Source organism: Roseburia sp. AM16-25, from assembly GCF_003473825.1.
Taxonomy (GTDB): Bacteria; Bacillota; Clostridia; order Lachnospirales; family Lachnospiraceae; genus Pararoseburia; species Pararoseburia lenta.
Map to the genome: position 1 here is coordinate 460,740 of NZ_QUCW01000001.1, position 23,378 is coordinate 484,117.

The window sequence follows — 23,378 nt, forward strand, 5'->3', positions numbered from 1 at the left end:
ACCTCTATATCTATTAGTTTGATCTCTGAATCTCTAAAATCTTGTACTGTAAATCGCCTGCCGGAGTCTCAACGGTCACGATATCTCCAACGCTTGCTCCCATGATGGCTCTGCCAACCGGTGACTCATTAGAAATTCTGCCTGTCAGGCTGTTTGCCTCTGTAGAACCTACAACCTTGTACTCCAGTTCTTCGTCAAATTCAATATCCAAAATCTTGACCTGACATCCAACACTGATCTTGTCAAGATCTACTTCTTCCTCATCTACAACTTCTGCATTCTTAAGAATCTTCTCTAATTCCTCGATACGAGCCTCAATATCACGCTGCTCATCCTTTGCTGCATCATACTCTGCGTTCTCTGATAAGTCGCCCTGCTCTCTTGCTTCTTTGATCTTCTGAGCAACTTCCTTTCTACGAACAACCTTCAACTCCTGAAGTTCATCTTCGTATTTTTTAAGTCCACCATATGTCAAGATATTTTTCTTTTCCATGTCTGCATATCCTTTCTGATATTTAATCAATCTATTATAGGCAAAAAGCCCTCTGATTGTCAAGAAAAGGTGCCCTTAAAACCACGTTCTTACGGGTCTTAAAGCCACCTCTTTTCTTTTTTATTTACTTTTGCAGACGACCGTATATCTTGGTCATGCGATATAGTTTCTCTGCAATCTCTGTCGTTGCCTCTCCCGAAAGCATACGCCAGGTCCAGTTTCCACTTGCCGTCCCCGGCACATTCATGCGATGTCCTTTGCCCAGTCCCAGATAATCCTGCATCTGTGCCACAAAGAGAAGTGCTACCGACCGCATGCCACCGCGGATAAAGCCCCAATAATAAGGTTCGTCCCCAATGCCTAAATACTCTGCTGCATAGGCGGCATCTTTCGGCTTTGCCTCTGCCTTCCAGAGCATGACCGGACTGTTATCATGGGTTCCGGTGTAACAAATGCAGTGTCTCGGATAGGTGTGCGGCTGATAGTCACTTGGCTCATCCGAATCAAAGGCAAACTCTAAGATCTTCATGCCTGGGAAGCCACTGTCTGCAAGCAACTGTCTGACACTTGGTGACTGCTCACCCAGATCTTCTGCGATAAATTCCAGTTTTGGAAATGTCTTTTTCAAAAGTCCGACCAGATCCATGCCCGGTCCATGCTTCCACTGACCGATCTTAGCGGTCTTTTCCCCATAAGGCACTGCCCAATAGGTATCAAATCCGCGGAAGTGATCGATACGGATCACATCATACAACTTGCCGGCTCCTTCGATCCGTCGGATCCACCAACCGTATCCATCTTTTGCCATAGCCTCCCAATCATAGATCGGGTTGCCCCAGAGTTGCCCATCCTCACTGAAATAATCCGGCGGTACACCTGCCACTTCCAATGGGATACGCTCCTCATTTAAAACAAAATACTCCGGTTCTGCCCACACATCCGCAGAATCCATGGATACATAGATCGGCAAATCCCCGATGATCTCAATGCCAAGATCATTGATATAGGCACGCAGGGCATTCCACTGTTTAAAAAAGAGATACTGGATGTAAATAAAGAGTTCCATATCCTCCTGCAGATCCCGGCGGTACTTTTCGACCGCTTCCGGGCGGTGCATACGGATATCCTTATCCTCCCACTCACTCCATGCCTTCATGCCAAAATGCTTTTTACATGCCATGTAAAGTGCATAATTATCCAGCCACTGCTCATTTTCCTGACAAAAAGCCTGCACATCCTCATAGTCTCTCGCATAGCCTCTTGCCTTTGCCTTTGCCAATATGGCAAAGCGGCTTTCGTAAATCTTTCCATAATCCACATGACGGGGATCTTCTCCCCAGTCACATGCTTCTACTTCCTCCGCCAAAAGCAGTCCATCCTCGATCAAAAGATCCAGATCCACAAAATACGGATTTCCCGCAAAGGTGGAAAAACTCTGGTAAGGCGAATCCCCATAACTGGTAGGCCCCAGTGGTAAAAGCTGCCAGTATTTCTGCCCTGCCTCATGCAAAAAATCAGCAAAAGCATATGCTGCCGCTCCAAAGGTGCCTATACCATATGGTGATGGAAGCGAAGATATGGGAAGTAATATTCCACTACTTCTATTCATATTTTTCACCTCATAATCTTATAAGGGAACAAGTCTTAGCCTTTGACAGCACCAGCCATAACACCCTTGATAATGTACTTCTGGCAAACCAGATATACAATGATGATCGGCAATACCGTCATAAGGATACAAGCCATCATTGGTCCCATTTCTACTTTTCCGTAACTTCCCTGGAAGTACTGGATCAAAATCGGAATGGTCATATACTTCTTACGATCAAGTACCAGATATGGTAAGAGATAATCGTTCCACAACCACATGGTTTCCAAAATTCCAACGGAGATCAGTGTCGGTTTTAAGATCGGAAGTACGATCAAAAAGAAGGTCTGCAAAGGATTACAGCCATCGATCATCGCCGCTTCCTCGATCTCCAATGGTATGGACTTCATGAAACCACAGAACATAAATACCGCCAGTCCCGCTCCAAATCCTAGGTAAATAATACAGATATTGTATGGTTTATTCAAATCCAATCTGTCTGCCGTAGAAGATAAGGTAAACATCAACATCTGGAATGGCACTACCATAGAAAATACAAAGAGGAAATATAAAATCTTGGATATGATGCCATTGACTCTTGTGATAAACCATGCACACATAGAGCAGCAGATCAGAATCAGTACAACTGAGGTGATCGTGATCATCAGACTGTAACCAAATGCCTTTGCAAAACCCTTGGAGGTTAGTGCATCCACAAAGTTTGACAGACCGGCAAAACTATCTGCATTCGGCAGTTGGAATACCGTTCTTGTCGTGATATTTCGATCCGTCTTAAAGGAGTTGATCAGGATCATAAATACCGGATAGATCCATGCTAAACTAAGGATCAAAAGTACAACAAATAAGATCTTGCTTTTTAAGGTTGTTTTCTCTTTCATTACTGCTGCACCTCCTTAGATTTGGTTGCCTTCAACTGTATCATGGAAATGATGATGACTAAAATACAGAAGAGCACGGCTTTCGCCTGTCCATAACCCTTCCACTGTGGTCCGCTTCTCGCATAGAAAGTACTGTAGATATTCAGCGCCAGCATTTCGGAAGCATGTGCCGGTTCACCGCCGGTCAGTGCTAAGTTCTGATCGAATAACTTAAAGCCATTGGTAAGGGATAAGAACATACAAATGGTAATTGACGGCATAACATTCGGAATTTTGATCTTCCATAATATTTGTCCTTCTGTAGCTCCATCAATCTTTGCTGCTTCAATATAATCATCCGGGATCGACTGCAATCCTGCTATGTAAATGATCATCATATAACCGATCTGTTGCCAGCACATCAGTATGAGCAAACCGATAAATCCGTACTTTTCATCCAATGCCAAAAGCGGCTTTTCCAGTAAAGTCAAGGCTCCGTTGAGCAGAATCTGCCAGATATATCCCAAGACGATACCGCCGATCAGGTTTGGCATAAAAAAGATGGTACGGAAAAGATTGGATGCTTTCAACTTACTGGTGAGTGCAAGTGCAAGTGCAAATGCTCCGACATTGATCAGTATCGTAACCACGATCGTAAATAATGCCGTAAACCAGAATGCATGCAAAAAAGTTGCATCGGTAAGTGCGTATTTATAATTCTGCAATCCGTTGAACTTTGCCCGGTCAATCGTAATGAAGCTGCAGAAAGATAAATATAATCCTTGAATGAACGGATACAAAAAGCCTACACAAAAAGCCGCAGCGGTCGGCAGCACAAAGACAGGCCAATATTTTCTAACTGCTTTTTCCATGGTAACCTCCTTTAAAAAACGATAAAATCATCTGCCTTTTGGGCATAAATATAGAGGGCAGGCGTTGTTTGCCCGCCCTCCGGTTATTCAAAACAATTATAAGCGATGCTATTCCTGCGCAAGGGAATCGATGCATCTATGAAATTTGCAAATGCGGATTATTCCTGATTTGCTGCCTTGTACTCTTTTGCCCATCCATCTACGAATGCTGTCTTAACATCATCCCATGATCCAGTTCCAGCTGCATAAGCTGTAAGTGCAGAACTAAGGTCAGCCTTCCACTGCTCTGAAGGGATGGTTGTGAAGTCCCAAGGAATTGTTGTCTTGCCTGCTGCCTGCATTTCCTTATCCTTCTGAACGAATACGTTGTCTGTATCCTTTGCATCCTTGAAAGGAATAACAAATCCCATGTCATCAGCCATTGCTGTTGTTCCCTTGTCAGAAGATACACACCAGTTCATGAAATCAAGTGTTGCCTGAATATCCTTTTCATCAGCAGCGCTGTTTACACACCAGTAGTTCTCTGTACCTGTGCAGAGTCCCTGATTTGCTTCATCACCAACACCAATGTAAATAGGAATCATTGTAACATCATCTGCAGATAACTTCTTATCACCTACTACGTTGCCATATTCCCATGAACCATTCTGGAAGAATACTGCTTCGCCATTGATAAACTCAGCTTCTGAGTCATCACCGGTCTTGCTTGCAAGTTCCTTTGGATCACATGTTGAGTTGTTGATGTACAGATCAAAGATGTTCTTGTAGTTGTCAAGATAGGTTCCCTTGATCGCATCTGTGCTTGTTTCGTTCTCATCCTGATACTCAAAATAGATTGGAAGATTTGAAAGGTGTGTCTTAAATCTCCAGTCAGAAGAATCATCCATACCTGCAGAAGTAAATGCTGCAAATCCAAGTTCGTCTTTTCTTGCTGTGATGTCTTCTGCTACCTTCTTTAAGTCATCGAAACTCTGGATATCATCTACAGTATATCCTGCTTCTTTTAATAACTTTGTATTTGTAATGATACCGTATGTCTCAACAGCCATTGCGATACCCTTAACTTCGTCGCCATCTTTCAATGCATATTCATCACCGTTTAAGTTCTTATATACATCTGTATCTGAAAGATCCATTGCGTAATCTTTCCAGTTCTTCAATCCAACCGGTCCGTTTACATGGAATAAAGTAGGAGCCTCACTCTTTGACATCTCTGCCATCAGTGTCTCTTCATACTTGTTGGATGCTGCTGTTACAACCGTAACATCAACACCTGTCTCCTTGGTGTATTCCTTTGCCAAAGCCTGCCACGCATCGTCTGCTTCGGGTTTGAAGTTCAGATAGTAGACCTTTCCGGAATCTGACTTAGCAGAATCTCCCCCATCTTTGGAATTGCCGCATCCGACAAATGCGCCAACTGCCATTGTAGCAACCATTGTCAATGCTAATACTTTTTTTAGTTTCATGATTACCCTCTCCTTCTCGTGATAATTGATAAGTATTTATTTCCAATTATGGCACTGCGCTTTTGCCACAATCAAAAATCATTATATGCAGGGCCACTGCTATTTATGACCGATTTATCGGACTGCAATGGTCTCCCCCTCGCGAAAGATCGTCGGCAGGATGATCTGCCTGTGTTCTCCCTTTTTCTCGATCAGATCGATGAGAAGGTCCACACTGGTCTTTCCCAGTTCTTCCATCGGCTGACAATATGTAGAAAGTGCCGGTGCCATATACTCTGACACCTCAATACCGTCGATCGCTACAATGGAGCAATCTTTCGGCACGATAATCCCTTTTTCCCGAAGCGCTCTCATGGCTCCCATGGCAAGGTTGTCTGCGATCGCAAAGATCGCATCAAAGGCTATTCCCTTATCCAGCCACGCTTTTGTCCCATGATAGGCATCTGCGATATTGTAACTGTCCACAGATATGATCAGATCTTCTGTCGGAACCATCCCCACCTCGGTCAATGCCTTGACATATCCCTCATAGCGGATCTGGGAAACCGAACCGTCATCCGGTCTTGCCAGAAGAACGGCGATCCTGCGGTGTCCCTCTTTATAGAGTTCCTTGACCGCTTCATAGGCAGTCTGCGTATCGTCGATCGATACACTGGAATAACAGGTATCATCCAAGGATCCATAAGCATTGTTGGAAGAACAGGAAACAAAAGGTACGCTGATCGCTGCGATCTGTTCCTTGGTATAGTCCAGACGTCCTCCCAAAAAGATCAAGCCCAGCAATCTCTTGTCCCGCTCCATCATGGCACCTGCTAAGAGTTCATCCTCCGTGGCGCCGATCTGCTGCATCACAAGTGTGTAACCAGCCTTCTCGATATCCTGCTCGATCTCATGGATGATGGATGTATAGAAAGGATTGGAGATACCACGGACGATCAGTCCAATGTTATCTGACTTGCTCTGTCCCAATGATCTGGCGCTGTTGTTGGGAATGTAATTGTACTCCTCCACAACTGCCATGACCTTGCGCCGTACATCCTCGCTCACATCCGGGTGGTTGTTTAATACGCGGGAAACGGTGCTGACGCTCACGCCACTGATTTTTGCTATATCTTTGATCGTCATATCTGTGCCCTTTCCCGTTTATTTTGTTGAAAACGTTACCGGAAACGTTACTGGAAACGTTTTCAGTTGATATGCATATATCTTATACCCCAAAATTTACCATGTCAACATACCTATGTCATTTTTGCTATTTTCGACGAAAGCAATCCATTATTTTTGTGCAAGATCACAAATTCCTGTTTTCATTGACCTTGCGGAAGTCTCTTGGAGTCATGCCGAATTTCCGCTTAAAGACGCGGTTGAAGTAGGACATGTTATCAATACCGACCTCCTGGGCTATGGACAGAACGGAGGCCTCGGATGCCACAAGCATGCGGGATGCCATGGTCAGTCGGTAGTCGTTGAGGTAGTCAATGAAACTCTGTCCCATGTTTTGTTTGAAGTATTTCATAAAATGGGAAGCGCTGAAACCGCTGACCTCCGCCATATCGGCGATCGTGATCTTTTCCATATAATGCAGTTCCACATATTTTAAGACCAGTTTCATTTCCTCATGGGGTCTGCTGTTCTTGACCCTGCCCCGTTGCCCACTGGTCTGACACAAATGATATATCAGAAGATAGAGCCTGCTTTTGAGCAAAAGTTCATAGCCCTCCACAGGCTCTTTACAAATGCTGTCGCAGCCATCTAAAACCTCTTTGATCTCCCAGTAACCGGGAACTCCCTCCCCATAAAAGGCAGGAATGACGATCTTCATCTGAAAAAGGGGATTAAAAAAGTCCTGTCTTAAGCCATCGTCCTTTCTTCCATATAAGATTTCCGGGCGAAAGAGGATATTTTCGTACTCGACACTTTCCCCCGGCACAGAACGGATGCCATGCAGTTGCCCCGGCAGGACTACGACAAACTCTCCTCCGCTCACGATCCTCTCATCAAATTCTACGGAGACCATGCCCCGCCCTTTCTTTATATAGATGATCTCCATCTCGTCATGCCAATGCATGGGCACCTCGCTAAAATCCAGCGGCATGGAGCACAAATAGGTATTATATGGAAAAGTCTGTCGGCTGTGTTCTTTACGTTCATGATAGTTTTCGTATTCTTTTATATCCATTTTCTGCCTCTTTTCCTGTTCTTTGTTTTTCCAATGATAGGATTGTACTACTTTTTGCTATGATATGACAAGACCAGAGTCATCATAGCCTATATACTGGAAGCATAAAAAGAATGTGTAATTTAGGAGGTTTTTATGGATGCATTAGAAATCAAGGTCAAGGATACCTTTGGCACGGATCCGGGACATGTCACAAACGAGCAGATATATGTTGCTCTTTTAGAACTGGTAAAGGAAGAAGCCGAAAAAAAGGTGACCACCGAGGGCAAGAAGAAACTCTACTATATTTCTGCTGAGTTTCTTATCGGAAAACTCCTCTCCAACAACCTGATCAACCTGGGGCTCTACGACGAGGTGGAAGCCTGCCTGCAAAAATACGGAAAGACCATGGCAGAGATCGAGACCATTGAGCCGGAACCATCTCTTGGAAACGGTGGACTTGGTCGTCTGGCTGCCTGCTTTTTGGATTCCATCGCTACACTTGGCTTAAACGGCGACGGTGTCGGCTTGAACTATCATTTCGGGCTTTTCAAGCAGGTATTTGAAAACAATCTGCAGCAGGAAACGCCAAACCCTTGGATTGAAAACAAGAACTGGCTGACCAAGACCAAGCGGACTTATGACATCGAATTTGGCGGTCTGACGCTGACTTCCTGCATGTATGATATCGACGTTGTCGGCTATATGGGAAGAACAACGAAACTGCATTTATTTGACATTGATTCTGTCGATGAATCACTGGTAAAAGAGGGCATTGATTTTGACAAAACGGACATTGCCAAAAACCTGACCCTATTCTTATACCCGGATGATTCGGACGAGGATGGTCGTATTCTTCGTGTTTACCAGCAATATTTCATGGTCAGCAATGCCGCTCATCTGATCTTGGACGAAGCCTTAGAGCGCGGCAGCAACCTGCATGATCTGGCAGATTATGCAACCATCCAGATCAACGATACCCACCCAAGCATGGTGATCCCGGAACTCATCCGCCTTTTAATGCAAAAGGGAATCCGCATGGAAGAAGCGATCGAGATCGTGACAAAGACCTGTGCTTATACCAACCATACCATCCTTGCAGAAGCACTGGAAAAATGGCCGATCCACTACTTACAGAAAGCCGTACCGCAACTGCTTCCGATCATTTACGAATTGAACAACAAAGTAAATGATACTTTCCACGATCCAAGCGTTGCCATCATCGATGCGGAAGACCGCGTACACATGGCACACATGGATATCCATTATGGCTATTCCGTCAACGGCGTTGCCTACCTGCACACCGAGATCTTGAAGAACAGCGAACTCAACAACTTCTACAAGATCTATCCGGAAAAATTCAACAATAAGACCAACGGCATCACTTTCCGCAGATGGCTGCTCCACTGCAACCATCCGCTTGCCGATCTTTTGACCGAACTGATCGGAGACGGCTACAAGAAAGATGCGACCGAGTTGGAAAAATTATCTGCCTATGCCGATGATACTGCGGTACTGGAGAAACTGCTTGCCGTAAAACAGGGCAAGAAAGAAGAACTTGCGTCTTATCTGAAACAGACACAAAACATTGCCATTAACCCGGATTCTGTCTTTGACATCCAGATCAAGCGTCTGCATGAATACAAGAGACAGCAGATGAACGCCCTCTATGTGATCGATAAATATTTTGAGATCAAGGAAGGCAAACTGCCAAAGCGTCCGATCACAGTCATCTTTGGTGCCAAGGCTGCTCCGGCTTATGTCATTGCAAAAGACATTATCCATGTCATCCTCTGCTTACAGGAGATCATTGCCAATGACCCAGAGGTATCTCCATACCTGTCCGTTGTCATGGTAGAAAACTACAATGTCACACTTGCTGAAAAACTGATTCCGGCAGCAGATATCCACGAGCAGATATCACTTGCTTCCAAGGAAGCATCCGGTACCTCCAACATGAAGTTCATGTTAAACGGTGCCATTGCGATCGGAACCGAGGACGGTGCCAACGTGGAAATGCATGAATTTGTCGGAGACAACAACATCTATATCTTTGGCGAATCCTCAGACGAGGTCATCGCCCATTATGAGAAGGCTGACTATGTTTCCAGAGATTACTATGAGAAAGATCCTGCCATCAAGCGTGCCATCGACTTTTTGATCAGCGATACCATGCTTGCGGTCGGACAAAAAGAAAACTTAGAACGTCTTTACCATGAACTTTTGAACAAGGACTGGTTCATGACCTTACCGGATTTTGAAGATTACAAGGCGACCAAGGAACGTATCTATGCGGATTATGAAGACCGCATGACCTGGGCGAAGAAGATGCTGATCAATATCAGCAAAGCCGGCTTCTTCTCATCCGATCGAACCATCGCCCAGTATAATGAAGACATCTGGCATTTATCTTAAGACGCGCTCCATCAGGTCTTCCAAGTCCTGATAAGTGTTGACCTCATTGATCATACCACGTAAGCGTGCGGAATTGTGGTAACCACTGGTGTACCACGCCGCATGCTTGCGAAATTCTCGTATTCCATACAATTCATCCCCTTTAAAGGCGATCTGCATCTTCGCATGCCGAAGCATGGTAGCCACCACAACATCGATCGGCGGCTTTCCTATCATTTCCCCTGTCTCAAAATAATGCAGAATCTGATGAAAGATCCAAGGATTGCCCTGCGCACCACGGCCGATCATAAAGCCATCACATCCGGTCTGCTCTTTCATGGCGATCACATCTTTGGCATCCAGAAGATCTCCATTTCCTATGACCGGAATGGATACGGCATCTTTGACTTGGGCGATAATGTCCCAATCGGCTTTGCCGGAATAATACTGCTCTCTTGTCCTGCCATGTACGGCAATGGCTGCCACACCGGCATCTTCCGCAATCTTTGCTATTTCCACGGCATTGACATGGGCATCGTCAAAACCTTTGCGGATCTTGACTGTGACCGGCTTTTGAATGGCTTTTACCGTTTTTCGCATGATCTGCCCTGCCAGTTTGGGATTTTTCATCAGTGCGGAGCCGTCGCCGTTATTAACGACTTTTGGCACAGGACAGCCCATATTGATATCTAAGATATCAAAAGGACGGTCTTCGATCCGCTTTGCCATCTCGCTGATGCAATCCGGGTCCGAGCCAAATAACTGTAAGGAGACCGGCCGCTCTTTTTCCTCAATCTCCAGCAGTTGATATGTGTTTTTATTGTTGTACTGTAAGGCCTTGGCGCTGACCATTTCCATGCAGATCAGCCCTGCGCCCTGTTCTTTGCATAAAGTACGAAATGGCAGGTCTGTCACGCCTGCCATGGGTGCTAAGACCAGATTATTTTCCAGTCTTACCTTTCCTATTTGAAGTCCTTGTAATGTCGACTTGTCCATGCTTTTCCCCTATCTAACGATCTGCCCCGCGGTTTTTCATCTCTTTTTCGTAGATCAGACGCAGTCCCTGCAAGGTCAGTTCCGGATCATAGATATTGATACAATCCGTTTCCTTGGAGATCAGATTGCCCAGCCCACCGGTCGCTACGACCTTGATATCCTCGTAGCCGGATTCTGCGATCATATGTTTTACGATATATTCCGTCTGACCGATCTGTCCATAAACCAGGCCCGCCTGCATGGAGGAAATCGTCTCCTTTGCCAGGATATGCTCCGGTTTGCGGATCTCGATCTCCGGTAGTTTTGCCGTCTTTGACCAGAGTGCCTCTGCGGATGTACGGATGCCCGGCGCGATCACACCGGATACATATGCCCCCTCTGCACTGACCAGATCATAGGTGGTCGCCGTACCATAATCAATGACGATCGCCGGTCCGCCATACAAGCCCAGTGCGCCTGCGGCATTGACAATACGATCTGCTCCGATCTGACGCGGATTTTCCGTAATGATCTTGACCCCGGTACGCACGCCCGGCTCCACTAAGATCGGATGCACCTCAAAATACTTGATGATGCCGCTGGTCAGGGAGTGCATGATCTTTGGCACTACACTGGCAATGATGGCATCGCTTATGTCCTGCTTTTCTATATCATTGTAGCGCAGGATCTCCCCGATCGCCGTCCCGAACTCATCGGAAGTACGTGTCATGCCTGTTGTCAGACGAAAATTTCCCACTAACTTCTGTTTGTCAAAAATACCCACGGTAATATTTGTATTTCCTACATCAATCGTCATTAACATCTTATCTTCTCCTACTCCTCGCCTTCGTATGCCTCTCCCAGATAAAAGACACGATAGTACATTTCCAGCGATTCAAACAATTCTTCCTTTTCTCTCTGCAACTGCTTGATCTTTAAAACGCTACCAATCTCATCATAGAGGATATCATCCTCCTCTGTCTGTGTGCGCAACTGCAGGGAGCCGTCCTCATCAAAGACAACCTGCAGGACACCTCCGACATCTGCCGTAAAGAGCACACACATAATGTGCAACTCGTCCTGTATCCCCTGTGGCAGAGAAGAAAACTGCTCATTAAAGTAATATTTTTTATTGTAGGAACTTGCCCCACAAAGTACGATTTCATCATTCATCTATCGAATGTTCCTTTCTATACATAGCCATAGACACCCCGGACTGAGACCTCGCCGGAATCCACCTGCCGCAGGTCCTCCTTAGTCTCTACCAGTAGTTTGCCCGATTCGTCGATACCACGCGCAATACCTTCCCATTCGCCGTTTGGATCCAGTACACGCACCTTGGCATTGCGGTTGATCAGAAAACGATTGTATTCTTCCATGACGATAGACAGATCTTCTGTCATGCAAAAAGCCTCATACAAAAGGGCAAACTCCTGCCAGATGCGGTAGGTCAGTTCTTTACAGTCGCCCCGCTTTGCCCCAAAAGGATCCTGCTCTTTAAGCGCCATATCCACAGAGATTGCCTTGTCCGCCAATTCCTCGGAAAAAGAAGTCTGATGCACATTGACCCCGATGCCGACTACAACATATTCTGCCTTACCCTCGCTGGCACTCATCTCTGTCAGAATACCGCAGACCTTTTTGCCATGGATGATGACATCATTGGGCCACTTGATCCAGGTCTCGATACCATAAAGTTCTTCAATGGCGCGTCGCACCGCCACTGCAGCCACCAGAGTAAGACTGCTGAGGTGGTCTATGGCTACCGTCGGTCGCAGCAAAAGCGATGTGGCGATCGAAATGTCCGCCGGTGTCTCCCACTGGTGTCCGCTCCTGCCCCTGCCTGCCGTCTGCTTTCCGGCAGAAATGACAAGCCCTTCCGTCTCGCCGGCTACCGCACGGCGCTTGATCTCATTGTTGGTAGAATCAATACTCTCTAAATACTCATGTCTCATCTGTATCATATGCTGTCTTGCTCTCTTATCCTTTTATTTTAAAGTCGCATACATGATCGCCTTGATGGAATGCATACGGTTTTCTGCCTCATCAAAAACAACAGACTGCTTGCTTTCAAAGACCTCATCGGTCACTTCCATCTCGGTCAAACCGAATTTTTCATGGATCTCTTTACCGACTGTCGTATCCAGATCATGGAAAGCCGGCAGGCAATGCATAAAGATGGCTGTGTCCTTGGCATAGGAAAGTGCCTTGGCATTGACCTGATATGGAAGCAGGTCATGGATACGTTCTTCCCAGACCTCGGTCGGCTCGCCCATAGAAACCCACACATCCGTATAGATCACGTCAGCATCCTTACAGCCTTCTGCCACATCCTCTGTCAAAGTGATGGATGCCCCTGTCTTTTCTGCAATGGCACGGCACTCTGCGACCAATGCCTCATTCGGGAAATACTTTTTATTGGTGCATGCAACAAAATCCATGCCCAGTTTTGCACAGGTCACCATAAGGGAATTGCCCATGTTGTAGCGGGCATCGCCCATATAAACAAACTTGATCCCATCCAACTTGCCAAACTTTTCCTCAATGGTCAGCATATCTGCGATCATCTGTGTCGGATGAAATTCATTGGTCAGTCCATTCCATACCGGAACACCTGCATACTCTGCCAGCTGCTCTACGATCTCCTGCCCATATCCGCGGTACTCAATACCGTCAAACATCCTGCCGAGTACTCTTGCCGTATCTTTGATGCTCTCCTTCTTACCGATCTGGGAGCCGGACGGATCCAGATAAGTCACATGCATACCCAGATCATGCGCTGCCACCTCAAAAGAGCAACGGGTTCTGGTGCTGGTCTTTTCAAAGATCAAGGCAATATTCTTGCCCTTTAATTCATCATGCGCGATCCCCTTTTTCTTCTTGTCCTTCAATTCTTTTGAAAGATCAATGAGATAACGGATCTCCTCCGGGCTATAATCTAAAAGTTTCAAAAAATTTCTGCCTGACAGATTCATATGTATCGATCTCCTTTATCCTAATTTTTACCCACTTTTTTCTCATTGTATTATATTTCCTTTTTCCCTCTTGTGCAAGGAAAAAAGAAAAGGCAGCCGCGCCTGCGACCGCCTCTTTTCATTTCCGATAGAAAATGTTCTACTCGTCCTTTGCCACTTCTGTGATGGACTTGACCAGACCTGCCATTCCCTGGATCTCAGACGGAATGATGATCTTGGTTGCCTTGCCATCTGCTGCCTTGGCAAATGCCTCTAAACTCTTTAACTGTAAAACAGCATCATCCGCAGCGGCTTCCTTTAAGAAACGCAGACCGTCTGCATTCGCCTGCTGGACTTTGAGAATGGCTTCTGCCTGACCTTCTGCCTCGCGAATGGTTGCTTCCTTGACAGCCTCTGCCTTTAAGATCTGTGCCTGCTTCTCTGCCTCAGCATCGAGAATGGCAGACTCTTTTTTACCTTCGGCGATCAGGATGGTTGACTTCTTCTCACCTTCCGCGATCAGGATAGCTTCTCTTCGCTCACGCTCTGCCTTCATCTGTTTTTCCATGGCATCACGGATGGCCGCCGGTGGAATGATGTTCTTTAACTCAACACGGTTGACCTTGATACCCCATGGGTCTGTTGCAACGTCCAGGGCAGAACGCATCTTTGTGTTGATGGTCTCTCTGGATGTCAATGTCTCGTCGAGTTCCAGATCACCAATGATATTACGCAGTGTCGTCGCTGTCAGATTTTCGATCGCCATGATCGGATTTTCAACACCATAGCAATACAACTTTGGATCTGTGATCTGATAATATACGACCGTGTCGATCTGCATTGTAACATTATCCTTGGTGATAACAGGCTGTGGCGGGAAATCAACTACTTGCTCCTTCAAGTTGACATTGCGTGCCACACGATCAATAAACGGCACCTTGAAGTGGAGTCCTACCGGCCAGGTCGTAAGATAAGCGCCCAAACGCTCAATAACCATAGCATGTGCCTGCGGTACAACCTTGACGCAAGAAATAACCAGCAATAAGATCACCACGACTAAAATGATAACTACTACCATAAACTACCTCCCATATGCATTTTATTCTTTGCTACCATCTTATAGTACCCTATCTGTGCTAATAGCGCAACAAATTTGCGATTATGTCTACTATTCTACTGTATGATAAATTGTCATAGCAAATCCTGCCTGCTTCTTGCTGGCGTACATTGCCTGATCCGCCTCCTGATACAGGCGGTCGAAGCTCATCTGCTCTTTCTGACGATAGAAGGATGCGCCAAGACTTAATTTGTAATCTCTCCTCCAAAGTCCGGATATAGGACAAAACAATGACAAAATCCCTTTCCAACATGATTCCATGTCAAAAAGGGATTTTTGCTTTGCATATTTTAATTTAGAAAAATACGTGATTACCGATCACAACGCCGCCGCGTCCACTGCTGACCGGTCTAAAACTCAATGCTCCGCCTGTGTTGTCCGTTCCTGCAAGGGCTGCCTGCGCTGCCTGCATACAGGATGCCTTTGGACCACTTGCCGCTACGGATGCTACAGATCCGCTCGCTGCCGGTGTAAACTGTCCGCTCTGATATACAACACCGTAAACAGAACTTGGATAACCACCGCTGCGGACACGGTTACATACCACCGCACCAACGGCTACCTGACCTTCATAGGGTTCATTGCCTGCCTCACACTGGATCAGGGCTGCTAAAAGTGTCGTATCATCATAAGATGCTGCCACTGCCTGATTCTGTACGGTCACAGCGCGTGCCTTTGCTGCCGCTGCTTCTTCTGCGGCTTTGGCTGCTGCAATGGCTGCCTGTTCTTCTTCGATCGTAATGGCTGTTCCATAATCAATGCTGACATCCACATAATCACTGCTGACATATCCGGTACCAGCCTTGGTGCTTACGGCCACCCAGCCGTCTACCGGCGTAGCCTGCGTATCTACTTCCAGCGAATCGCCTACCGCCATCACGGTATAGATCGCACTCTCAGCACTTGCCTCGCTACGGACGCGGATACCGCCTTCCTTTGCCTTTGCATAGGTCTTGCAGACGCTTTCTGCCAGTGCATGTGCATCATCACCGGTAAGACAATACTCACCGAGCACATAGCCATTCACATTGCCGGATGTGATCTGATACCAGTCGCCCTCCGTCGCTGTAACCTCTGCCACATCGCCCTTATACATCTTACCGACAATGTCAGAATCTGTACTTGCAGTTGCTCTCACATACAAGAACTCATCCACATTTGCCATCAGGCGATCCTGCCACTCAGGATATGCGACCTGTGCCTGCTCATTTGCGGCAGCAACTACGGTTACCTGAGAACCTACGACATTGGCAGTCGCATACGCACCTGCTTCCATCGTACTGACTGCCTGGACAATACCAGCGGTACGATAGCCGCTCACAGTGTCTGTCGCTTCTTTGGGCTGACTAAGTACGGTAGTCGTACTCATCGCCGTCACTGCCAAAGCAACCACTGTTCCCTGCGCAACGCGCTTCTTCCAATTATAATTCATATAAATAATTCCTCCATATTCATGTAATACTATCTATATATCAAGTATTGCATTTCTATGATACTTTATACAAAATTTGTTACATTTGTTACAAATTTATTACGAATTATAACAAAGTCGCCTCACTTTGTCAAGTTTTGTTCATTTTTCATCCCAAAAGGTTTCCCAGCATCTCCTGTAAAAGGGCTTCCTGCTCCGCAGGTGTCATGGCATCCGTTTCCTCTTTCTTCTCTCTTATGATGGGATCTTCCCCTGTCGCCCAAGGCTTTTTTTCTGCCGCCTCGCCTGTCTCCTCATAGTCTCCCAGCACATCCTGCACATATACTTGGATCTGTCCTGCCGCCTGCTCACACTTTTTTGCAAAACGTGAAAAGCGAATGATAAAGATCAGCAAAAGCAGGACCAGTAAAGCCAAAAGTCCCAGCCCGATCCAGCCCTCTGCTCCCGCTAATTTTTCCAGCCATGTCATATCCACCTGTTCTTCCTCCTCTTGCTTTTCTTCCTATATAAAATGGTACAAGCCTTTGTCTGCAAAAAATGACGTAAAAAGTAGACAGTCACCATCTTGACAATTAGCAAAAGCAAGGTAAGATTGATATAGATTAGAATAAAGGAGTTTTTGTATGAAAAAAATAGTTATGACAGGCGGCGGTACCGCAGGACATGTAACGCCCAATATTGCTCTGTTTGATTCTTTACAAAAAGATGGATATGAGATCCATTATATCGGTTCCTACGAAGGTATTGAAAAAGGATTGATCGAGGATAAGAAGATCCCTTACTATGGTATCAGTTCCGGCAAGTTCCGCCGTTATCGTTCCTGGAAAAACCTGACCGATCCTTTCCGTGTGCTTCACGGCTTCTTTCAGGCAAGACGCCTGCTGGGAAGGATCCGTCCCAATGTTGTCTTTTCCAAAGGTGGTTTTGTCTCTGTGCCGGTCGTTATGGCAGCCAAGACAAGACATATCCCGGTCATCATCCATGAATCCGACCTGACCCCGGGTCTGGCAAACAAACTTGCGATGCCATCAGCTACCAAGGTATGCTGCAATTTCCCGGAAACACTGCCTTATCTGCCAAAAGAAAAAGCCGTCCTTACCGGATCTCCGATCCGTCAGGAACTTTTACACGGCAATAAGCAGGCAGCCAAAGATTTCTGCGGATTTACCGGCGACCTGCCTATCCTCATGGTCATGGGCGGCAGCATCGGATCCGTCTATATCAACAATGCCATCCGTGGATGCATTGATACCCTGCTGACCAAATACCAGATCATCCATCTGTGCGGCAAGGGAAATATCGATGAGTCCCTCAAGGATAAAAAAGGATATGCACAGTTTGAATATATCAGTGAGAACCTCCCGGATCTTTTTGCAGCCGCAGACCTCGTTGTTGCAAGAGCCGGTGCCAATTCCATCTGTGAACTTCTGGCACTACATAAACCAAACATCCTGATCCCACTATCCAGAAATGCCAGCCGTGGCGATCAGATCTTAAATGCCAATTCCTTTGCAAAGCAGGGCTTTTCTGCGGTACTTGAGGAAGAAGAAGTCACATCCGAAAAACTCATGGCAACCATTGATGATGTCATGGCACATCGCAGCAAATATATCGATGCTATGAAAAACAGCGGGCAAATGAACGCGATTGAGACCATTATGGGCTTGATCGAGGAAGTCAGCCGCTAGCCATAAAAAATCCCGGCACGAAATCATGCCGGGATTTTTTATGCTTATTTATTCTTTTTCTTTGTATCTTCCTTAAATAATTCCGGGTGCTCTGCCGCCACCTTATAACGATGGACAACCTTCCAGATATTTAAGAGAACAAGTAATACAACGAGAATGTCAAGTCCGATCAAGACTTTCTTCCAAGGGGACATACTTACCTCAACCTTGGCTCCCGGTGCCATTCCCTGCATAGCATTGGAATTTGCGACCGCATAACAGAGATTCTTGATGGCTTTTCGCATGGCAGTTCTTGCCGTTGCACTTGTGTAGTCTGAAATCGTCCACATGGTCGGCACATTCATACATAAGTAGGTATCACAACCTGCACGCAATGCATAGTCACGCAGATTATCACCATTCCATACCCAGTAATCAGAAATGACCATTCCTTCAAATCCCCATTCCTGACGCAGAACAGAGGTCAAAAGACTATAGTTACATTCTCCGGCTACCACGCCGACACCGTTCTGTGCTGCCATTACTGCGGTTGCTGCGCGCATAGTCTTGCTTGTCATATTGCCATCCGCATCATAATACTTGATGGTCATCTTGGCATCCTTGATCGCAATTTCAAATGCTTTCATGTAAAGTTCACGCATGGTCTGCTCATCTGCCCAGTAACTGCTGAGTTTTGCACGACCTGTCTCGGTCTCATTTAAAGCAAAATGCTTGACATAACAGAACATTCCCTGATCGCCGGCACCTGAGATCATCTTTGCAGCAATATTGCCGGAAAGTACCGGATCCTCTGACATATACTCAAAGACACGACCGGAGAACATAGACCGATGCAGATTGATCGCCGGAGCATACCAGCCACTGATACCATTCGCTAAAGATTCTACGCCGAATGCCTGTCCCACTTCGTACATCAGATCCTTATTCCAGGTTGCTGCCATCAGCGGTGCAAATCCAAAGGACGAACTCTTTGACATATCATAACCGGATTTGTCCTCAGTCACACCATTGACTTTTAAACCATTGGCACCATCCTGTGCTACCGTCGCCGGCAAGCCCAGAGAATCAATGGCCGCTGTCGTATAAGCATCACCTGAGAAATTCTGGATAATGTCAGCCTTATCGGCATCCCAGTCGATCTGATCCAAAAATGCATCCCACTGCGGATCGTCATAGGAAAGTCCACGCATATCAGAAAGTGCTAAACCATTATCCGCATTGGAGGTCGGCATGCTATCACTGTAGACCTTGCTGCCTTCCACATTTCCGAGTTCCGGATCATTTTCCACATCAAAAGATACTTCTGTATTCAACTGTTCGGAATATTTCTCCGGGATCTCTTTGGTATCCGTTCCTACTGGCTGCGTGCCATTCCAATCAGAACGGCTAAGAAGGGTAGAAACTTCATTCATATAATCACTGCTTGTCTGGAACTGGTTGCTCGCGGCAACATAGTCAGCACCATCGCCAGTCTCATCGCTGATCGTACCGTCATCATTCATGACAGACTGTGCATCTTTTTCTGTCTGGCGAATGTGATCCTCGTCAGATCCGTCATACCAGATGGTCTCGGCTCTCTGGATCTGTTGCTCATCAATGACATTGTGTGAGTCAGAACGCAGTGAGATCGTATAATCTCCAGCCTCTAACATATAACAGCCCATTGTTCCGTTTCCGTTATCATATGTATAGCAGTATGAAGTCAGATCGTCCCATGTAAATGTCAGGGTAACTTCTTCACTCTTGCCCGGTTTCAACTCCTTTGTCTTATCATATGCCACAAGATTTGCTACCGGCTTTTCAATCTTATTTTCCTGATCTAGCTGGGTATATGGTGCTCCGTAATACAACTGTACGACATCCTTTCCAGCCACATCCCCTGTGTTTGTTACCTTTACTTTTGCTGTAATGGTATAACCATCATCTTCAAGGGATAAAAGTTCCTGTGAAAAAGTGGTATAGGACAGACCATAGCCGAACGGATAGCAGACAGCACCCGCCTCAACGCTTGCACCTTGTCCGTCCAAAGTACCATAGACAAAGCCTGCATCCATAGCATCTGCCGTCTCATAATAACGGTAGCCCATATACATATCTTCCATGTATTCGTTATACATAGCAGCATATTCTCCACCATCGATAAGAGCTCCGCTGGTGATCGTAAAGTTGGAATAAGTATTTTCGCCCAGACTCTGGTAAGACGGATCCTTGGTAAAATCAGCCGCCCAGGTATCGACCGTCTTGCCGGATGGATTTACGTCACCATCTAATAAAGAAGATAAGGTAGAAAATCCTTTTTCTCCCGGATGACCAACCCAAAGGATAGCATCTGCCTCAAGTTCCCCGGACATCAGATCGCCCATTTCCATCGGCGCGGAAGATACTAAGACAACAACGACCTTGCCGCAGATCTCCTTTGCCGCACGGATCGTTCCTTTTTCATTCTCGGAAAGTGCCAGATAATGTGGTGTTCCATCGGCATAGGCATCAAACTTCTGGTCCTGTCCCTCCTGACCGGAGCGGGTAATGAATACGATACCGGTTGTATCCTCTGCCTGTGCAATATCTTCATAGATGGCCGGATCATACTCATAGATCTTGCAATCACCACCAAGTACAGATCCGGCTTCTCCTGCACTGCTGGTACCTTCTGCTTCCGTCAATCCTTCGGGATCATCGGTCGCATCCATCTTCTCTACGGCTGCCGTATCGATCGTAAAAGCAGCTAATCCTTCTTCCGGTGTGATCGGATCTACTACCCATTTTGCAGATCCACCGCTGGAAAGTTGTCCGTAGATCGGATTTTCATAGGCATAACCAAATGGCATGACATTAGACTCCTTTGCCAGCGGCAAAATACCATCATTCTTTAAGAGAGTTGATCCCTCCTCTGCTACTTTTTGTGCTACTTCATAGGCTGCATCTTTCGCATCCTTGGCTGAAATATCAGCATTTTCATAATAATTACCGTCTTCCTTGTTTTTGACCGCATCCGTGTTCACATAAGATGTGCCACCGCCAATATAGGTATCGATCGTGGTTGACATCATATTGGTTGCATAATTGACGACAACGCAAAGTGCGACCAAAATAACCGAACCTACAATTTTACGGTTGCGATACTTGCGCGGACACGCTTTTAACTTCTTTGTCTTGTCCTTCTTCATCTTTAACCTCCTCCTTGCCATGTGCTGTATCACCCGGTTACAGACACCCGACATTCTTCTTCGTCAAAATAACACAAAAAAAGGCATCCCCTGTCGGAGATGCCATAACCTTGTGATTTTGCGTCATATTCTTTTAAGGAATCGGTATCATAACGGTCAGAACAAACTGCTCGTCCGTCTGTATCCGCATTACACCGGCGTATTTCTTTGCTACCATCTGTATAGATTTCAGACCGTAGCCATGATAACCGTCTTTTTTCTTTGTTGTCTGTGGAAGATCTCCATCAAAGACCAGATTGCCCCGAAAACTATTATCCACACGGATCAAAAGCATACCATTCTTTTCCTGTACCTTGAGACTGATAATGCGCTCCTCTGGGTCTTCTATGATTTCAACCGCCCGAATGGCATTTTCCAAGGCATTGCCAAACAAAGAACAGATGTCACTGACCGACATAAAATCCAACTTGCTCCCATCAACGATACAAGACAATCGGATACCATATTTCTCACAATAGAGGCTCCGCTCCGTCAATAGGATATCCAGAGTTTCATTGCCCGTCTGCACGGAAGAATCATAAATGTTGAGCAGTTCGCGCATTTTATCCAATTCCTGCGAATCCATGCCTTTGCCCCGTTTTTCCAGCAGATCGATCTGGTGACGCATATCGTGACATTTGACATTGATCAGTTCCACGGTCTCTTTTTTCTGCTCATACTGCTTGCGTTCCTCCACGCGCAACTGCTGCAAAAGCGCCTTTTCCTGTTCCGCTGCATTGAGTTCCAGAATACTGGACTTCATGATCAAAAGAAGCAGGCAGCACATGATGGATAAAAGCCGGCTTGCGATCATCAGCGAAAGACTTTCCCCTGCATGGCTGTCGCGGTAACTGCTCAAAAATACAACAACAATCAGGGATATCAAAGAAATGCCTGCCATTTTCTGTCTGGTTCTTCTGGTATAAGTCCGCATATCCTTTTTCGGATGAAAGGGAATATATAAGATCAGATACCCGGCAAAGATCAGGGGCAGGGTTCCAAAAAAGGCAGTTGCCATAGTCAGCATCGACCGCGTACTTTCCCTCTCTACCATGTTCCAAATGCTTCGCATAGCAATCGTTTTATTACTGATAAATATCTGGCTGATCTGCGATGACAAATTCTGCACCATATAACCGGTCAGGGTCACATCAAACGCTTCCAAAAAGTCTACCTGATATATAATACGCACAGCAATGACTACATAAGCAGCCATCAAAAAGTAAAAGGCCATATTGGTCACAAACCACGTCTTTCCATAACACAGGATCTGATAGGTCAGGCTTCCCAAAAGAATCACGAAAAGAGAGCCAAGAAATGCTCTTTTTGCAAAGCCTCTTCGTTTTTCCATCTTGGGAGAAAAGGCAACCGTCGCGATCCACAGTTGTATATAAAAACTAATGGCATAACAAAATGCCAGATACCACAGCATCATTCCGCCTCTCCCATACTATAATAATCAGCGAGTTCTTCTAAAAACTTCTTTTTCCGCGGGTGTGATATCTGTAGGACATCCTCTCCGATCTTGAGTTCATAGCCCCTGACCCACTCCATATGTCTAGGATTTATCAGATAACAATTATTGCAGCGCAAAAAATGCCATTTTTGCAAGTTCTGTTCTACATTTTTCATTGTCCCGCGCACGCGGTATTCTCCATCCGTCGTGTGATAGATCACGGTATGCTGTTCCACTTCCACGTACAAAATATCCTGCACACAGACGCGCTGGATTCCTCCGGGAATCTCGATAGACAAGAGATTTCTCCTATGATTTTTGACCGCCTTAACCACACGATTCATTTTATAAGAAAAATCCTTATAATTGACCGGCTTGACCACAAAATCAAGTGCATCCACTTCATATCCCTGCACTGCATACTGCGCCATATTGGTAACAAAAACAATTTTCGTTTCCGGGTCGATCTCCCGCATCTGTCTGGCCCCATCCATGCCATTTAAGCCCGGCATAATGATATCCATAAAAACGATATCTACTTTTTTGTAGGGCTCCAGAAAACTTCCCACATTGGAAAACAGGGAGACCTGAAACTGTTCTCCCTGCTCTTTGCCATATCGGTTGATATATTCTGTTAATTGTTTGGATGCACTTTCCTCATCCTCTACAATCGCTACTGCTATCAAAGCCTTCTCCTACTT

Annotated in this window: 21 protein-coding genes; 2 read left to right on the plus strand and 19 right to left on the minus strand. The window is 45.9% G+C overall.

Annotated features, from left to right (window positions below; translation table 11 throughout):
- Positions 1-13: 13 nt before the first annotated feature.
- From greA to DW183_RS02310, 7 genes are all read right to left on the minus strand, one after another.
- Positions 14-493: a transcription elongation factor GreA gene (greA, locus tag DW183_RS02280; protein ID WP_118280438.1), complete on the minus strand. Its 480-nt coding sequence runs from the start codon at positions 491-493 to the stop codon at positions 14-16.
- Between the two features lie 124 nt (positions 494-617).
- A complete protein-coding gene (gene malQ, locus DW183_RS02285) occupies positions 618-2,102 on the minus strand; it encodes a 4-alpha-glucanotransferase (protein WP_118280439.1) in 1,485 nt (494 codons plus the stop codon).
- A gap of 35 nt (positions 2,103-2,137) precedes the next feature.
- On the minus strand, positions 2,138-2,980 hold the full coding sequence (locus DW183_RS02290) for a carbohydrate ABC transporter permease (protein WP_118280440.1): 843 nt from the start codon (positions 2,978-2,980) through the stop codon (positions 2,138-2,140).
- Complete coding sequence (locus DW183_RS02295; protein ID WP_118280441.1) at positions 2,980-3,831, minus strand: carbohydrate ABC transporter permease; 852 nt, start codon at positions 3,829-3,831, stop codon at positions 2,980-2,982. Before DW183_RS02295 ends, DW183_RS02290 begins: the two co-directional genes overlap by 1 nt.
- Before the next feature lie 158 nt (positions 3,832-3,989).
- Complete coding sequence (locus DW183_RS02300) at positions 3,990-5,297, minus strand: ABC transporter substrate-binding protein (protein WP_118280442.1); 1,308 nt, start codon at positions 5,295-5,297, stop codon at positions 3,990-3,992.
- A gap of 114 nt (positions 5,298-5,411) precedes the next feature.
- Complete coding sequence (locus DW183_RS02305; RefSeq protein WP_118280443.1) at positions 5,412-6,422, minus strand: LacI family DNA-binding transcriptional regulator; 1,011 nt, start codon at positions 6,420-6,422, stop codon at positions 5,412-5,414.
- Positions 6,423-6,588: 166 nt separating this feature from the next.
- Complete coding sequence (locus tag DW183_RS02310; protein WP_118280444.1) at positions 6,589-7,476, minus strand: helix-turn-helix transcriptional regulator; 888 nt, start codon at positions 7,474-7,476, stop codon at positions 6,589-6,591.
- Between the two features lie 135 nt (positions 7,477-7,611).
- Here DW183_RS02310 and DW183_RS02315 point away from each other — a divergent pair, with 135 nt between their 5' ends.
- Positions 7,612-9,870, plus strand: coding sequence for a glycogen/starch/alpha-glucan phosphorylase (locus DW183_RS02315; protein ID WP_118280445.1), 2,259 nt, complete (start codon positions 7,612-7,614; stop codon positions 9,868-9,870).
- Here the strand turns inward: DW183_RS02315 and dusB are convergent.
- From dusB to DW183_RS02360, 9 genes are all read right to left on the minus strand, one after another.
- Positions 9,862-10,845 carry a tRNA dihydrouridine synthase DusB gene (dusB, locus tag DW183_RS02320; RefSeq protein WP_118280446.1) on the minus strand — a complete coding sequence of 328 codons (984 nt, stop codon included), beginning with the start codon at positions 10,843-10,845 and terminating at the stop codon, positions 9,862-9,864. The genes DW183_RS02315 and dusB overlap by 9 nt on opposite strands.
- Positions 10,846-10,858: 13 nt before the next feature.
- The gene (locus DW183_RS02325; RefSeq protein ID WP_118280447.1) at positions 10,859-11,647 is read right to left on the minus strand and encodes a type III pantothenate kinase; all 789 of its coding nucleotides are present in this window, start codon (positions 11,645-11,647) and stop codon (positions 10,859-10,861) included.
- A gap of 11 nt (positions 11,648-11,658) precedes the next feature.
- A complete protein-coding gene (locus tag DW183_RS02330; protein ID WP_118280448.1) occupies positions 11,659-11,997 on the minus strand; it encodes a DUF6145 family protein in 339 nt (112 codons plus the stop codon).
- A 17-nt stretch (positions 11,998-12,014) separates the two neighbouring features.
- Positions 12,015-12,788 carry a biotin--[acetyl-CoA-carboxylase] ligase gene (locus DW183_RS02335; protein WP_118280449.1) on the minus strand — a complete coding sequence of 258 codons (774 nt, stop codon included), beginning with the start codon at positions 12,786-12,788 and terminating at the stop codon, positions 12,015-12,017.
- A 24-nt stretch (positions 12,789-12,812) separates the two neighbouring features.
- Entirely contained in the window at positions 12,813-13,799 is a 987-nt protein-coding gene (gene argF, locus DW183_RS02340) for an ornithine carbamoyltransferase (RefSeq protein ID WP_118280450.1), read from the minus strand.
- Between the two features lie 139 nt (positions 13,800-13,938).
- On the minus strand, positions 13,939-14,856 hold the full coding sequence (locus DW183_RS02345; RefSeq protein ID WP_118280451.1) for an SPFH domain-containing protein: 918 nt from the start codon (positions 14,854-14,856) through the stop codon (positions 13,939-13,941).
- A 90-nt stretch (positions 14,857-14,946) separates the two neighbouring features.
- Entirely contained in the window at positions 14,947-15,126 is a 180-nt protein-coding gene (locus DW183_RS02350) for a diguanylate cyclase (protein ID WP_178009481.1), read from the minus strand.
- Between the two features lie 64 nt (positions 15,127-15,190).
- A complete protein-coding gene (locus DW183_RS02355) occupies positions 15,191-16,327 on the minus strand; it encodes a cell wall hydrolase (RefSeq protein WP_118280453.1) in 1,137 nt (378 codons plus the stop codon).
- Between the two features lie 148 nt (positions 16,328-16,475).
- Positions 16,476-16,802 (minus strand): hypothetical protein, encoded by a 327-nt coding sequence (locus DW183_RS02360; RefSeq protein WP_118280454.1) that lies wholly within the window; start codon positions 16,800-16,802, stop codon positions 16,476-16,478.
- Between the two features lie 148 nt (positions 16,803-16,950).
- Between DW183_RS02360 and DW183_RS02365 the strand changes: the two genes are divergently transcribed.
- Positions 16,951-18,015: an undecaprenyldiphospho-muramoylpentapeptide beta-N-acetylglucosaminyltransferase gene (locus DW183_RS02365; protein WP_118280455.1), complete on the plus strand. Its 1,065-nt coding sequence runs from the start codon at positions 16,951-16,953 to the stop codon at positions 18,013-18,015.
- A 44-nt stretch (positions 18,016-18,059) separates the two neighbouring features.
- On the opposite strand, the gene DW183_RS02370 is transcribed toward DW183_RS02365, so the two are convergent.
- From DW183_RS02370 to DW183_RS02380, 3 genes are all read right to left on the minus strand, one after another.
- Positions 18,060-21,182, minus strand: coding sequence for a glycoside hydrolase family 3 C-terminal domain-containing protein (locus DW183_RS02370; protein ID WP_158572999.1), 3,123 nt, complete (start codon positions 21,180-21,182; stop codon positions 18,060-18,062).
- A 133-nt stretch (positions 21,183-21,315) separates the two neighbouring features.
- A complete protein-coding gene (locus DW183_RS02375; protein WP_118280457.1) occupies positions 21,316-22,656 on the minus strand; it encodes an ATP-binding protein in 1,341 nt (446 codons plus the stop codon).
- Positions 22,653-23,363, minus strand: coding sequence for a LytR/AlgR family response regulator transcription factor (locus tag DW183_RS02380; protein WP_118280458.1), 711 nt, complete (start codon positions 23,361-23,363; stop codon positions 22,653-22,655). The genes DW183_RS02375 and DW183_RS02380 overlap by 4 nt, the downstream gene beginning before the upstream one ends.
- Positions 23,364-23,378: the final 15 nt, after the last annotated feature.